This window comes from Nocardia sp. NBC_00508, assembly GCF_036346875.1.
Classification (GTDB): domain Bacteria; phylum Actinomycetota; class Actinomycetes; order Mycobacteriales; family Mycobacteriaceae; genus Nocardia.
Genome location: NZ_CP107852.1, coordinates 3,803,893 through 3,816,264, shown reverse-complemented (window position 1 = coordinate 3,816,264; position 12,372 = coordinate 3,803,893). Strand labels below are relative to the sequence as shown.

The following is a 12,372-nucleotide window of genomic DNA, read 5'->3' as shown; positions in this document are numbered from 1 at the left end:
TGCGGTGACCTGCTCGTGAACTCGTCCGGAGCTCCACAGGACCACAGCCGGTGGACCGGGCAGAGTGCCAGCGGATTCGTGCAGGGCTGCGGGAGGTAAGTCGGGTACGGCTCCCGTCGTGCCCAGCACTGCGAGGACGTTGAGAAAGCGGCCAGACAGGAACAGGGGGCGTTCTGCCACGTCGCCAAACGCGGGGCAACGCACCGACGCGCCCGCCTGCCGCAGCCTGCGGAGGCCGGCGGTTGCGCGTCGCGGCGCGGTGCGCCGCGTAGGCGGCGCGCCAGCGCCGCCCTTGATCCTGTATGGCGAAATTCGGCAACAACTCGCATAAGGCAAGGCGCGTACGGAGAATCGAGTGTATGACTGGTCTCGCGCTGACGCCGGAGCGTCGAACGGAACTGGCCGAACTGCTCGGGGACGAGCCGCGGCTTAAGGCGGAGTACCCGAGGGTGGCCGATTACCTGGATACTGCGCCGATGCTGTCTGGGACGGGAAATGCTGAGGCGGATGCGGCGTTCGACCTGAGGTTCGTGCACTACATGACCGGCGGGGGGTCGGTCTCGGGGAATCCGTACTGGGACATCGTGGGGCCTTCCGTCGGACTGGATGGGCAACGACGGGTCGTCAACGGCGGAAGCTCGAACGGTAGCGTTCGACTGGGCTTCGTCCAGACGATCTTGCAGAGTGCCTACGCCTATGCGATCCCATCCCCGGAGACGCTCAACTGGGCAAAGACATTCAGCGAAGGACGTACCGTTGTCGAGCTGGGTGCGGGCCGCGGCTACTGGGCAGGGCTGCTCGCCGATGTCGACGTAGCCGTACGGGCTTTCGACTCCGAGCCACCGGACAAGGTGGCGAATGCGTCATTTCCGGCGGCGGAAGGTCAACGCGACGCGTGGTATCCAGTCGGCGGTCTCGATGAGTTCGAAGCAGAGCTGAATGGCGACTCGGTGCTCTTCCTGTGTTGGCCTCCCGGATGGGGTGACCCGATGGCGTCCAAAGCGCTGGAGCTGTTCGAGACGCGAAGAGGTCGGCGCCTGATCTACGTGGGCGAACCAAAGGGCGGCAAGACCGGTGACGATGCGTTCTTCGACCAGCTGTCGAACCGCTGGACGCTGGAATCACAAGACACGCAGTTTGTCTCGTGGTGGAACCTTGCTGATGTGGCGCAAGGCTGGGTTCGCCGCGGTTAGGCCGAAACGAAGCGTGGCCCGATCGTTGGTGCGACCGGGCCACGCGGATTGCTCTGAGTCAGGGCTGGGAGTCGAGCGCCATCCGGAAGACGAACGAGTCGTAGCGGTCCCGTGGGTATGACACGTCCGAGACCATGAGCACTTGACCGTCGGCCTTGAGGAAGCGCTGATGGACTGCCTTCACGAGTTCGCCGGACGGCACCTCGAGCCATACGGCGTGTGTCGGCACCGGAGGCCGGTCGGCGAGTGTCTCCTCAAGGATTGCGGCAGCTGTCACGTCCGTACCCGGCCGTTGATAGCTGTCTGAGATCGAGATCGGTCGCCCCTGCTCGGATGCCATCGTGATGATGTGTTCGACATCGTCGCCTGGAGCGATGCCGAGCAATGCGGCAAGCTCCTCATCGGCGGGCGCCGTAGACGACTCACGTTCGATACGAACCTCCTCCTCGCCCCCCGCTGCCTCGTTGCCGAAGGTGACCTCGGGGTCTTCCATCTGCCGTTCCGGAGAGACACGAACCAGTGTCGGGCGAGCCGCGACGAACGTTCCCCGGCGTTCGATGGTGTAGACGAGTCCCTGGCGCAACAACAGGTCGATGACCTTCCGGATGACGATCTCGGACACACCGTGCTGCTTGGCAAGTTCGGAATAGCTCGGCAACTGCGTCCGTGCACGTAAAGCGCCGCTGCGGATGTCCCGCGCGATCTCTCCCGCGATGGAAACGTACGCAGGCTCACTCATGTGCTCACTCCTCTTCGTCGGCGACCGTGCTGATGATACGCAACTGCGTATACGCACATCTCCAACCTACGCGCGTGCACTGCCAGGCCCTCTCACAACTGCGTATACGCAAACCCTTGTGCGTATACGCTGCTGTGTATACGCTGTTGCGTATGCACAGAGGGTGCATACGGCGACAGCCTGACAAGTACGTGGCGACAAGGAGATTGAGCGATGGCACTCAAGGATGTGTGGTTTACCCCGGAGTTTCGTGAGGCGTTTCCGAAGGGTGTGTTCCTGCTGGGTGAGATCCAGGCGGTGACAGAGTTCAGCTCGGACCGTAACGCGCCGAAGCGGCAGAAGGTCGATCTGGACAACGAGGGCAACGGCACCGGTAAGCGGTTGTGGAAGGGCACGATCACCGATCCGGCGGGCTCGGGGGCGAGGAACTCCAGCTACGACGTGGTCTTCGTGTCGGATGTGCAGCCGGTTCCTGCTGCGGCGGAGATCGTGCCGGGCATGACGCCGATCGAGCTGGAGGGCTTGCAGATCAAGCCGAAGATCGCCGGTTCGGGTGAGTTCAAGTCGATCGGCTGGTCGATCCGCGCGACCGGGATCAAGGGCGACAACTCCGGCGCGAAGCAGCCTCCGGCTGATCCGGGTGCGGCGCGTCCGGCCGGTTCTAAGGCGGCGTGATGAGTGCGGCGGATCAGTCGGCGGGGATGCGTCTTGCGCGCTGGTCCGCCGTGGTCATCATCATCGCGGTCGGCGCGGCCGCGTTCCGGCTGTCCTTCGCGACGCTGAAGGATCTGGCGGTGCTGGCGCATATCCCGGCGCGGGATGCGTGGCTGTTCCCGGTGATCGTGGACGGCACGATCCTGCTGGCGACGTTCGGGGTGCTGGTGCTCGCCAATGCCCCGGAACGCCGGTTCTTCGTCGGGGTCCTGGTCGTCGGCTCGGTCGTTTCCGTGGCCGGTAATTCACTGCACGCGGTGGCCGCGGGCCGGGAGTTGCCGTGGTGGGCGTCGGCGCTGGTGGCCGCGATCGCCCCGATTTCCCTGCTCGCTGACACACACGGCCTGGCGCTGCTTATCCGTGCAGCGCAACGAGATTCGGCACCCGACACCGCTCCGGCACCGGTGGTCGAGCCTGCCGCAGAGCAGCCGACACCCGAACCCGAATCGGTGTCCGTGCCTGAGCCTGAGCCGCTCCCCGAGTCTGCCCCTGAGCCGGTGCGGGTGGCTGAGCTTCGTCCGGTGCCTACTGCACCGGCACATCCTGTTCGTTCTTCGCGATCGGCCCAGACCATGCTGCCGATCGCTGTCCCTGTTGGGGGTATGTGATGTCCGAGAAGTACTACCCGAGGCACACCACCGGTGCCGATGATGACGTGCTGGTGACGATGGCCGTGCATCACGCGTCGTTCGAGGTCCATTACTTCGCCGAAAAGGTGATGGTGAATCTCGGCGGTGTCGGGTGCGGGATGCATCTGACAGTGCAGCAGGCCCAAGCATTCCGGGCACTGCTGGATGCCGGTATCGCCGATGCGCTTGCCGATCAGGAATCCGCCACCTATCGCGTCGATCTGGTGAAGGCGGTCGCGTGATGTCTGTGACCGCAACTCTGGTAACCGCGGGCGCGGTCGTGGCCACGGGTCTGATGTGGCAGTGGCGGCGCATCGGTGCCGGTGGTTCCCCGACCCCGGAGGATCACGCGGCGGCTGCCCCGCCGGAGCTTCGCACAGCCGCGTTCATTGTCACTGATCCGGCGCAACTGGCCCTGATGTGGCCCGCTCTTGGCCTGGGGTCGTGGCAGGTGGGCTATCCGAACGTCGTCTCGGCCACCTATACCGCGTTCGGCATGTCGGTCGAGGTGCAGATGCTCGGTGGCCAGTCGATGAAGGACTGGACCAACGACAACACTCGGGATGCGCTGGCCCACTACTTCGCGGTCCCCTCGGTGACCGTTTCGGCGATCGATCCCGGTTTCGTCCGCTTGGACCTGCGCGTCTACGACACCCTTGCCGACACGGCGTCGGTACCCGGCTCGTCCGGTCCGGTGGATCTGGAGGCCGTGCCGGTCGGCGTGACGGAGGACTTCGACACGTGGCGGCTGCGGGTGCTGTACGCGCACATCCTGCTTGCTGGCGCGATGGGCTCGGGCAAAGGCTCGGTGCTGTGGTCGCTCATCGCCGCACTCGGTCCGGCCATCAAAGCCGGACTGGTGGATGTGTGGATGGCTGACCCGAAGGGCGGCATGGAATTCGGCCGCGGGCAACGGCTGTGGGTGCGGTTCGAATGGACCGCCGAAGGCATCCTGGCCATGCTCAACGAGGCTGTCACCACGATGCAGGAGCGCGCTGCCCGGCTGCGTGAGGCCGGTATCCGCAAGCTCGTCCCCACCCCAGACGAGCCGCTGATCCTGATCATCATCGATGAGGCCGCCGCCCTGTCCGCCTACGCCGACCGCGAGCAGCAGCAGGAGTTCCAGCGGCTGACCGGACTTCTGCTATCCCAGGGCCGCGCGGTTGGTGTGTCGGTGATCGCGGCGTTGCAGGACCCGTCGAAGGAGACGATGCCGAATCGGCAGCTGTTCCCGGTGCGGATCGGGCTGCGGCTGGACGAGCCGACCCAAACCACCATGGTGCATGGCCAGGGCGCCCGCGACCGTGGCGCACGCTGCGACGAGATCTCCGAGCACACACCGGGTGTCGGCTACGTCGGTGAGGATGGCACCACGGAGTTCGTGCGGGTGCGCGCGTTCTACGTCTCCGATGAGGACATCGACGCGATTGTGGATGCCTACGCCCCGGCTCCTGAAATCACTGGTCCCACTGAGGATTACAGCAATTTCGACCCCGACGACCTCGGCGACGCAGACGGGCCGGTAGCGGCATGAAGCGAGGATTCGTTACCGAGGAGCACGTGGTCGTCTACTGCGACGGCTGCGGCGACCACTACACCGAAGGCGAGAACGAAGCGATCTGCTTCGACTCCGTCGCCCAGGCCGTGGCCTACATCAACGCCCGTAGCGCTGGCGTGGGGTGGCGTTATGACGGCGACCGGGTGCTGTGTGACGGCTGCCTCGCTACTGCTCGGTGTGCCGAACACGGCCACCGGTTTCCCGAGTCCTGGCAGACCACCTTCTGGTCGCTGGGCAAGTCCACTCGTTCCCGCACCTGCGAAGTTTGCGGCGTCCCCGAAATCGAGGCTCTGCCATGAGCGTCCGCTCCATTCATCACGACGACATCGATGCGGTGATCGATACCCGGGCTCGTCGTCGCTGCCAGCTCGAACGCCGCGGCGCCGACCCGGTGAGCATCGCGGTTCACCTGCTGATCGAGACCGGCGACGCGCCCGGTTGGGATGCCGACCTGGACGGCTACGACGGATGGGATACAGCGGCATGACCACCAAGACAAGCACTCGTCTCGACGTGTTCGACCTGATCGGCCTGGCCCTGTTGAACACCGTGTGGTGGGTCGTGATCGGCCTGTGGTGGCTGCTGCTGTTCCCGATGATCTCCGTTCCCCTCGCCCTCGTCGTCACGGCGTGGGTGGTGCTGGGTTGGCCGGTGGGCCTTGCGGCTGCCGGGGTGTCCGTCGCGGGGATCATGCTCTGGCAACGTCAGCGCCCGGAGATGTTCGAGCGATGGGTCAACCGGCGGGCCCGTACCCGCTTCCTGACCTGGTACCGGTACCGGCGTCGCTGGGCCAAGCTCATGGCGGCCTGCCACCTGACCATCGACCGCGATGACCGCAGGTTCATTCCGCGTCTGCTGGATGTGGAGATCGGTTCGGCGGTGGACCGGGTGCGGGTGCGGATGCTCGAGGGCCATTGCCCCGCCGACTTCGAGAACCGCGCCGAGCATCTTGCGCACGCGTTCGGCGCGATGGAGTGCCGCGCCACCATCACCGGTCCCGGCACCGTCGAGTTGGCGTTCCGGCAGTCGGATGCGTTGGCCGACACCATCGTGCTTCCGCGGGTGGATCACTGGACCAAGCCGAAGGCGGCCTGATGGACACGACCACTGATGTGGTCCCGGTCCGGCAGACTGCGGCCGAGCGTCGTAGCCTGCCGGATTTCCGGGATATCGCGGAAGCTTTTGCCGACAAGGAGAAGGTGTGCCGTAAGCCGGTGCCGATGCGGGTGGAGAACCCGCGCACCTTCGAAGTCTCCTACGTCGGCGCACCCTGCAAGTCCACTGTCGCCTCGGTCTGCCCGGCGTGTGCCGAACAGGCGCGGTATCTGCGGATGACCCAGTGCCGCGAAGGCTGGCACCTCGAGGACGAACCCGAGGACCGCAAGAAGGACCCGACCGAGCATCAGCAAGCCCTGTTGGCGACACGAGCCGATCTGTTCAACAACTACCAGCAGACCAAGACCGACGGCGACACCGAGTTCATAAGCCGCAGCGGGATTGTTGAGGTGGTAGCCAGTATCGACGCCGAACTCCGCGATACCGGGCTCCGCAAGCGTCTGCCACCGCTGGATCCACCGGCGAAGGCTCGGCGGGTGCGTTCGACGCGTCGCCGCCAGGATGTGCCGAACCTGCCACGCCGGCGGGTATCGAAGGCCACGATCGGCCGTCAGTTCGCGGGCAGGTTCCGGCCCAGCATGTTCGTCACCCTCACCCTCCCGTCGTATGGGGCGGTGCTGTCGGACGGCTCCCCGGTCGATTTCGCTACCTACGACTACACCCGGGCGGCACGGGACGTTGTGTTCTTCTCCAACCTGGTCGACCGGTGGATCGACAACCTGCGCCGCGTGGTGGGCTACAACGTCCAGTACTGGGGCACCATCGAACCGCAGAAGCGTGGTGCCCCGCACCTGCACATCGCGTTGCGTGGCGCGATCACCCACAAGATCATTCAGCAGGTCACCAACGCCACCTACTTCCAAGCCTGGTGGCCACGCTTCGACGCCGAAGACCGCGTCTACGGCAACGACGAACAGATGCCGGTCTGGGACCACAAGCGCGCCACCTTCGTCGACCCCGCCACCCGCAAACCGTTGAACGACTTCGAAGACGCACTCGACACCCTCGGCGAGGTCGACAATTGGGAACCCGCGCACGTCGCCCGCTTCGGGGTGCAGGTCGACTCGAAAGGAATCCTCGGCGGCACCGAGGAATCCAGTCGGCATATCGGCTACATGACCAAGTACCTCACCAAGTCCATCGGCGAGGTCCTGGAAGCCAAGACCCCGCGGGCCGCCGATCACTACGACCGGCTGCACAACGAGCTGCAATATGTGCCGTGTTCGAAGAAGTGCGCGGTGTGGCTGCGTTTCGGCATCATCCCGGAGGGCGCCAGCGACAAGACCGTGCCCGGTCGCTGCAAGGGCAAAGCCCACCGCCGCAGCACTCTCGGACTGCCCGGTCGCCGGGTGCTCAACTCCCGGCAGTGGTCGGGCAAGACCCTTCCCGACCACAAAGCCGACCGTGCCGAGTTTGTTCGGCAACTGCTCGCCTCGGTCGGCATCGAGAAGCCCGACACCTCACACCTGAGGGTGACGCCGGTCCAGCCGGGCGACCAGAACGCGCTGCCGCGCGATCACCTGATCATGGCCGCGATCGCGCAACGCAAGACCTGGCGAGCCGAGTACGTGAGAGCCATGCTCGCAGCCGGTCCACCAGCGGCACAAGAAACTTCGGCAATTCTAACGGCGGCATAGAGGCAGGAATGATGAACAACGGTCCGACGTGGCTGACTCGTGAAGAGGTCAGCCTGAGGGTGCGTTTTGCTCCGAAGACGCTTGCCAACTGGGCTGCTCAGACGCCGCCGAAGGGGCCGCGGTTCACGAAGGTCGGCGGGAAGACGCGCTACGACCTTGCTGACGTTGTGGCCTGGCAAGAGGCGCAAGCTGCGGATGCGGCGTAATGGCGCGGCGGACCATCGACCCCGGTGATTGGGGAGACATCAGCGCCAAGAAGCAGTCGAACGGCCGGTGGAAGGCTACGTGTCGGTATCGGCCGTGGGATGGGGGTGAGCTGAAGCCTGCGGGGGCGTGGGGTGCCACGGAGGAGGAGTCGAAGGCGAATCTCCGACGCAATGTGCGGGATCGTTTGGCGCACAGTGATAGTGAGCACGAGAAGATCACTCGGGATGTGCGCCTGTCGGTCCTGGCGGATCTATGGTTGGAGGAGAAAGCGCTCGATCCGGGGTGTAGCGCTGAGACGTTGAAGCAGTACCGCGACGAGATCGAGGAGTCGGCCGACAAGCGTGGCGACCGCGCGGCCATCAAGATCAAGCCTGCGCTCGGTGGCTACAGGTGGCGGGAGGCGAAATCGGTTGTGCTGGATCGGCATCTGAAGCGGCTGCTGGAGCTTGGGTACTACGAGAAGGCGCACCGGCAGAAGGTCATTCTCAAGGGGATCATGGGTTTGGGCGCGCGGCATCTGAACGTGCCGAATCCGATGGACAACGTGGCCAGGCTGCGGCGTGCCGAGGAACGTTCCGGGCCTCGCGCAGCCGACGGCGCGACGCTGACGGGTCTACGGTCGCAGATGGAGGACTGGTTGTCCGGCAAAGCGATTCCGGGCACCCCTGCGTACAGGAGCGGCCCGAAACGCAGTCGCCTGGTGCTGGATGCCTCGGACCTGATGCTGGCTACCGGTGGTCGTCCAGGTGAGGTGCTGGCTATCCGCAAAGTCGATTGCGTGCCGCTCGACAAGGATGTCGATTGGACGGAGTGCCGCCGCTGGCGGGTGTGGTTCACGGGCACGATCGCCACCGACAGGGAGACGGGCAAGCTGTACCGCAAGTCGAAGCCGAAGACGAAGAACAGCGTGGGCAGCGTCGTGGTCGCTGACTTCGCGGTGCCGACGCTCATACGGCTGCTCGCCGCTGCGGGCGATGATCCGGAAGCGGTGCTGTTGACCACCCGAACTGGTGGGCTGGTGAGCCCCCGGAAGCTCAGTGGTCAGCTCCGCAAGGCACGGGGTAGCAACTATGCGTGGGTGACGCCGAAGACGTTCCGCAAGACCGTGGGCACGAGGGTGAAACGGAAGAAGGGTCTGGACGCTGCGGCCGAGCAGTTGCGTCATGGCTCGACGGTGATCACCGAACGGTTCTATGTGGACGATCCCGAAGACGTGGCGGACTACACGGATGCGCTCGAAGAGGGATGGGGCGGCGAGTGATCATCGGGCCAATAACGCAAACAAACCGCGAACATGACCCGAGTTCGCGGTTTGCGTGTGCAGCATTTTCGCTGCTAGAAAGTGCGCCCGAAGGGATTCGAACCCCTAACCTTCTGATTTATCCGGGCGTACGAGGTTGTCCGCCACAGTCTGCCAGTAGTGTTGTGTAGCAACATATTTCGGTCATGACTACCTGGTGACCGTGTGCTGTAATCCGCGTCTGTATGCCTACGTTTGTACGGGCAAAGTAGCGGTTTTTCATATCGGGACCCCCATGGCCCTGCTGTGTGGTGGGTTGCACCCAGAGGCGGGCTGGCTGCGCCTGCCCCTTATCGGCCTGCCTTTCGCGCGTAGAGGCTCCGGGGTCAAGAGTGGCGTTAGCCATCACGCAGTGACGCCGTAGGCGCTCTTGACGCTGGAGGGGCGCGTGAACACAATGCAGGCCACCACACAGCAGGGCCAAGCGGCCGAAGGACGCTCAGTAGTTCGGCAACCGAGATAAGGGGGCCGAAGCCCCCTCCGGGATCAGTACGGGTACCGAGCCATGGTCTCGATGTTGCGGCGGATGCGGGCGTCGCACTGGTGGCAACGCCACCGGATCTCCTGCTGCTCGAGGTGGGTGGGGTACTCGTAGAGGAACGGGACTGCGGCGGGCTGGTTGCATTCGCGGAGCTCGCAGGTGTCGGGCTTGGTGATCATCGTTCGGGTTCCTCTCCGGTTGGGGTGGTCTGGCTGAGGGCGTCTCGATCACGGCTCCGGTGGGTGTCAAGAGTGGCGTCAGCCATCACGTAGTGACGCCGTAGGCGCTCTTGATGCCCGCTGGTGGCGTGATAGCCCTCGGATCAGTCAGACCACCACGGCCGGAGAGGAACTGGCGACCACCGTGCCCTGTCGGCTGAATCCGGTGACCTGCTCGTGAACCTGTCCGGAGCTCCACGGGACCACAACCGGTGGACCGGGCAGGAAGCCGGGCGGATCGTGCACGGCTGCGGGAGGTCAGTCGGGTACGGATCTCGTCGTGCCCAGCACTGCGAGGACGTTGAGAAAGTGGCCAGATAGGAACGAGGGGACGTTCTGCCACGTCGCCAAACGCGGGGCAACGCACCGACGCGCCCGCCTGCCGGAGCTTGCGGAGGCCGGCGGTTGCGCGTCGCGGCGCGGTGCGCCGCGTAGGCGGCGCGCCAGCGCCGCCCTTGAGGTTTATATGGCGGAATTCGGCAGCAACTCGCACAACGTGGGCGTAGTCGATGACGTACGCCGGTCGGCCTGAAGGCGGGCCGAATCGCGGGCCGCGGTGGGTCATGCCCTGGGCCGACAGGTTGAGTGTCGGAATCCCGTTGCGGTTCAACGGTTTCTGTCGCCGCGATCACGTAAGGTGGGACGCACCTCCAGCCGAGGGGCGATGGACTTGGTCCGACATCGCGCCCAGGAAGGAGGTGGTGGGGATGGCGAAACATCGCCGGAGAATGAGCAAGACCCCGGTCGATTACGGCATCATCTTTGCGGTTGCTGCCGTGACCGCCGGGGCTCTCGTCCTGGTCCGCCGAGTGCGGGCTAAGTAACCCACCCGGTGAGGGCTGTCGTGGAGGGCAGTCCTCACCTCTCGGCATCACCGAGGTGACGGACTCGATGTTACTTGACGGGGATCGATCTGGATAGTTCCTGTCAGGCGATCGAGGCGCCGATCTCAGTACAGTCCGCTGCTTCCGCCTCGCATCTCAGCCTCGCTGGGCCATCGGATTCCTGGTTGTGAGAGCAGCGTTTGAATTGCCTCCACGCGCTCGACAAGGAACCGCCAGCGTGTATCTAGCACGTCCTTGGGCGTGTTGCTGGGGGTGGTCTGGTCCGGGTGCTTCCGGTAGTGCAGACCGACATCACCGATGAACCAGCCGGGGGCGTAGGTCGATACGGCGAGAAGCATCCCGATGTCTTCGGCTATTGGCAACGCCATCCAACCGCCGACGGCGATGAGTAGTTCGCGGCGAATGCATATGGTCGCTGGATGAACGCGGAGCGCGTAGTTGCGAGCCCACCACGATTCGAAGACAGATCCGCGCGGAAGTTCGCCTTCGGGCGGGTCGGTATCGACACTGATCAAGCTGCCGTCAGGTAGGAGGTCGAGCGCCCGGCATGTTGTCCATCCGATCCTCGGGTGCTCTGTCAAGACATTAATGCTGTTGGCGAGTGCATTCGGGAGCAGGATATCGTCAGCGTCCAGATTTTGAATCAACGTGCCAGTTGAGCGCTCCAGCGCAAGGTTGCGAGTTGTGCCGGGTCCGCTCCGGGGGCCTGATGCGGGTTGGACCCTCGGATCATCGCGGGCCGCTGGCGGCAGCGGCAGTTCTTCGTTTCCGTCGGCTTGAATAAGCCATTCCCATTCCCAACCTGCGGGGAGGACTTGCTCATAGAGCGATTGGTATGCCTCCGCAAGAAAGGCTGGCTGTGGGCGGTAGGCGGGTGTGATGACGGAGATCAGCATGGGGCTTCCAAGTCGAATTCGGCCGTGTAGATGATCTGATCGGCCACGACCAGGCTGGTGCTGGCCTCGACCGCCGCGCCGTCTTTGTCGATTACGGTGCGTTTTCGAACCATCACGGGCAGAGCTGTGGGCATGGCAAGTTCGGCTGCCTCATCCGCTGTCGGAAGGCGAGACTCGACAGTCATCGAGATGTGGTGTGGCTCGATCCCGGCATCTCGTAACCAAGTCTCCGTGGACTTGCCTGATACTTCGTCGTCGGGGGACCTAAGCCCAGCTCTTTGGGCGACCTTGTCCGACATCCGTGACCGCACGAGCTGATGCGGCGTGCCTTTGAGCAGGTACCGGAACGTACGAACTAGAACTGGTTCGTCACCGAGTTCGGCTCCGAGTAGGTCGGCAACATCTGCTGCGGGCGCTCGGTCATAGCTGATGTCGACATCGAAATCATCACCATTGTCGAGGTCGTCACTATGGATTTGCTCAAGTGTCCGATCCTTCGGGGTGGTGGCCGCCGCGAAGTGCTGGTCGATCGGACGAGAGAGCTTCATCCGGGCTCGGACACGAACACCTCGACGCGGCGCATGTGGGTCCGTCAGCAACACGCCTTCGTTGGCGAGTGTCGAGATCGCTCGAACAAGTGCGCCCTGCGTCGGTGTCTCGTACTGCGCCATCAGCTCGCGCACTGATGGGATTCGCTCTCCGACAGCCCATTCCCCTGCCTCGACCCGTCGCCGCAGGTCAGCTGCTATATCCCGCCAGATCGAAGGTGGTGGCATCCCACTCTCCCAACTTTGTTGATGAACAATGCTTGACGGACCTTCTTTGTTGCTTAATAATAG

General features: G+C 64.3%; 15 protein-coding genes. 11 read left to right on the top strand and 4 right to left on the bottom strand.

The features are described 5' to 3' along the window. Positions 1–359: 359 nt before the first annotated feature. Complete coding sequence (locus OHA40_RS16860; protein ID WP_330233973.1) at positions 360–1,193, top strand: hypothetical protein; 834 nt, start codon at positions 360–362, stop codon at positions 1,191–1,193. Between the two features lie 58 nt (positions 1,194–1,251). Here OHA40_RS16860 and OHA40_RS16855 read toward each other — a convergent pair whose 3' ends face one another. Then, positions 1,252–1,932 carry a GntR family transcriptional regulator gene (locus OHA40_RS16855; RefSeq protein ID WP_330233972.1) on the bottom strand — a complete coding sequence of 227 codons (681 nt, stop codon included), beginning with the start codon at positions 1,930–1,932 and terminating at the stop codon, positions 1,252–1,254. A 213-nt stretch (positions 1,933–2,145) separates the two neighbouring features. On the opposite strand from OHA40_RS16855, the gene OHA40_RS16850 reads away from it, so the two are divergent. From OHA40_RS16850 to OHA40_RS16805, 10 genes are read left to right on the top strand one after another with little or no spacing between them, the layout of a single operon-like run. Next, positions 2,146–2,607, top strand: a complete 462-nt coding sequence (locus tag OHA40_RS16850) for a hypothetical protein (RefSeq protein ID WP_330233971.1) — start codon at positions 2,146–2,148, stop codon at positions 2,605–2,607. Continuing rightward, complete coding sequence (locus OHA40_RS16845) at positions 2,607–3,254, top strand: DUF2637 domain-containing protein (protein ID WP_330233970.1); 648 nt, start codon at positions 2,607–2,609, stop codon at positions 3,252–3,254. The genes OHA40_RS16850 and OHA40_RS16845 overlap by 1 nt, the downstream gene beginning before the upstream one ends. Beyond that, complete coding sequence (locus OHA40_RS16840; protein ID WP_330233969.1) at positions 3,254–3,517, top strand: hypothetical protein; 264 nt, start codon at positions 3,254–3,256, stop codon at positions 3,515–3,517. Before OHA40_RS16845 ends, OHA40_RS16840 begins: the two co-directional genes overlap by 1 nt. Next, positions 3,517–4,809, top strand: a complete 1,293-nt coding sequence (locus OHA40_RS16835) for an FtsK/SpoIIIE domain-containing protein (protein WP_330234219.1) — start codon at positions 3,517–3,519, stop codon at positions 4,807–4,809. The genes OHA40_RS16840 and OHA40_RS16835 overlap by 1 nt, the downstream gene beginning before the upstream one ends. After that, positions 4,806–5,132 (top strand): hypothetical protein, encoded by a 327-nt coding sequence (locus OHA40_RS16830; RefSeq protein WP_330233968.1) that lies wholly within the window; start codon positions 4,806–4,808, stop codon positions 5,130–5,132. Before OHA40_RS16835 ends, OHA40_RS16830 begins: the two co-directional genes overlap by 4 nt. Further along, the gene (locus tag OHA40_RS16825; protein WP_330233967.1) at positions 5,129–5,320 is read left to right on the top strand and encodes a hypothetical protein; all 192 of its coding nucleotides are present in this window, start codon (positions 5,129–5,131) and stop codon (positions 5,318–5,320) included. Before OHA40_RS16830 ends, OHA40_RS16825 begins: the two co-directional genes overlap by 4 nt. Further along, positions 5,317–5,928 carry a hypothetical protein gene (locus tag OHA40_RS16820; RefSeq protein ID WP_330233966.1) on the top strand — a complete coding sequence of 204 codons (612 nt, stop codon included), beginning with the start codon at positions 5,317–5,319 and terminating at the stop codon, positions 5,926–5,928. Before OHA40_RS16825 ends, OHA40_RS16820 begins: the two co-directional genes overlap by 4 nt. Next, a complete protein-coding gene (locus OHA40_RS16815; RefSeq protein ID WP_330233965.1) occupies positions 5,928–7,586 on the top strand; it encodes a replication initiator in 1,659 nt (552 codons plus the stop codon). Before OHA40_RS16820 ends, OHA40_RS16815 begins: the two co-directional genes overlap by 1 nt. A gap of 8 nt (positions 7,587–7,594) precedes the next feature. Then, positions 7,595–7,792, top strand: coding sequence for a helix-turn-helix transcriptional regulator (locus OHA40_RS16810; protein WP_330233964.1), 198 nt, complete (start codon positions 7,595–7,597; stop codon positions 7,790–7,792). Continuing rightward, the gene (locus tag OHA40_RS16805) at positions 7,792–9,054 is read left to right on the top strand and encodes a hypothetical protein (RefSeq protein ID WP_330233963.1); all 1,263 of its coding nucleotides are present in this window, start codon (positions 7,792–7,794) and stop codon (positions 9,052–9,054) included. Before OHA40_RS16810 ends, OHA40_RS16805 begins: the two co-directional genes overlap by 1 nt. Before the next feature lie 525 nt (positions 9,055–9,579). Here OHA40_RS16805 and OHA40_RS16800 read toward each other — a convergent pair. The 3 genes from OHA40_RS16800 to OHA40_RS16790 form a co-directional block, all read right to left on the bottom strand. Next, complete coding sequence (locus OHA40_RS16800; protein WP_330233962.1) at positions 9,580–9,753, bottom strand: hypothetical protein; 174 nt, start codon at positions 9,751–9,753, stop codon at positions 9,580–9,582. Between the two features lie 988 nt (positions 9,754–10,741). Further along, positions 10,742–11,533: a glycosyltransferase family 2 protein gene (locus OHA40_RS16795; RefSeq protein WP_330233961.1), complete on the bottom strand. Its 792-nt coding sequence runs from the start codon at positions 11,531–11,533 to the stop codon at positions 10,742–10,744. Continuing rightward, positions 11,527–12,309, bottom strand: a complete 783-nt coding sequence (locus OHA40_RS16790) for a GntR family transcriptional regulator (RefSeq protein WP_330233960.1) — start codon at positions 12,307–12,309, stop codon at positions 11,527–11,529. The genes OHA40_RS16795 and OHA40_RS16790 overlap by 7 nt, the downstream gene beginning before the upstream one ends. Between the last annotated feature and the right edge of the window lie 63 nt (positions 12,310–12,372).

What these genes read in the sequence shown, in the direction of transcription:
- OHA40_RS16860 (WP_330233973.1), top strand. Translation starts at nt 360, where the DNA reads ATGACTGGTCTCGCGCTGACGCCGGAGCGTCGAACGGAACTGGCCGAA.
- OHA40_RS16855 (WP_330233972.1), bottom strand. Translation starts at nt 1,932, where the DNA reads ATGAGTGAGCCTGCGTACGTTTCCATCGCGGGAGAGATCGCGCGGGAC.
- OHA40_RS16850 (WP_330233971.1), top strand. Translation starts at nt 2,146, where the DNA reads ATGGCACTCAAGGATGTGTGGTTTACCCCGGAGTTTCGTGAGGCGTTT.
- OHA40_RS16845 (WP_330233970.1), top strand. Translation starts at nt 2,607, where the DNA reads ATGAGTGCGGCGGATCAGTCGGCGGGGATGCGTCTTGCGCGCTGGTCC.
- OHA40_RS16840 (WP_330233969.1), top strand. Translation starts at nt 3,254, where the DNA reads ATGTCCGAGAAGTACTACCCGAGGCACACCACCGGTGCCGATGATGAC.
- OHA40_RS16835 (WP_330234219.1), top strand. Translation starts at nt 3,517, where the DNA reads ATGTCTGTGACCGCAACTCTGGTAACCGCGGGCGCGGTCGTGGCCACG.
- OHA40_RS16830 (WP_330233968.1), top strand. Translation starts at nt 4,806, where the DNA reads ATGAAGCGAGGATTCGTTACCGAGGAGCACGTGGTCGTCTACTGCGAC.
- OHA40_RS16825 (WP_330233967.1), top strand. Translation starts at nt 5,129, where the DNA reads ATGAGCGTCCGCTCCATTCATCACGACGACATCGATGCGGTGATCGAT.
- OHA40_RS16820 (WP_330233966.1), top strand. Translation starts at nt 5,317, where the DNA reads ATGACCACCAAGACAAGCACTCGTCTCGACGTGTTCGACCTGATCGGC.
- OHA40_RS16815 (WP_330233965.1), top strand. Translation starts at nt 5,928, where the DNA reads ATGGACACGACCACTGATGTGGTCCCGGTCCGGCAGACTGCGGCCGAG.
- OHA40_RS16810 (WP_330233964.1), top strand. Translation starts at nt 7,595, where the DNA reads ATGATGAACAACGGTCCGACGTGGCTGACTCGTGAAGAGGTCAGCCTG.
- OHA40_RS16805 (WP_330233963.1), top strand. Translation starts at nt 7,792, where the DNA reads ATGGCGCGGCGGACCATCGACCCCGGTGATTGGGGAGACATCAGCGCC.
- OHA40_RS16800 (WP_330233962.1), bottom strand. Translation starts at nt 9,753, where the DNA reads ATGATCACCAAGCCCGACACCTGCGAGCTCCGCGAATGCAACCAGCCC.
- OHA40_RS16795 (WP_330233961.1), bottom strand. Translation starts at nt 11,533, where the DNA reads ATGCTGATCTCCGTCATCACACCCGCCTACCGCCCACAGCCAGCCTTT.
- OHA40_RS16790 (WP_330233960.1), bottom strand. Translation starts at nt 12,309, where the DNA reads ATGCCACCACCTTCGATCTGGCGGGATATAGCAGCTGACCTGCGGCGA.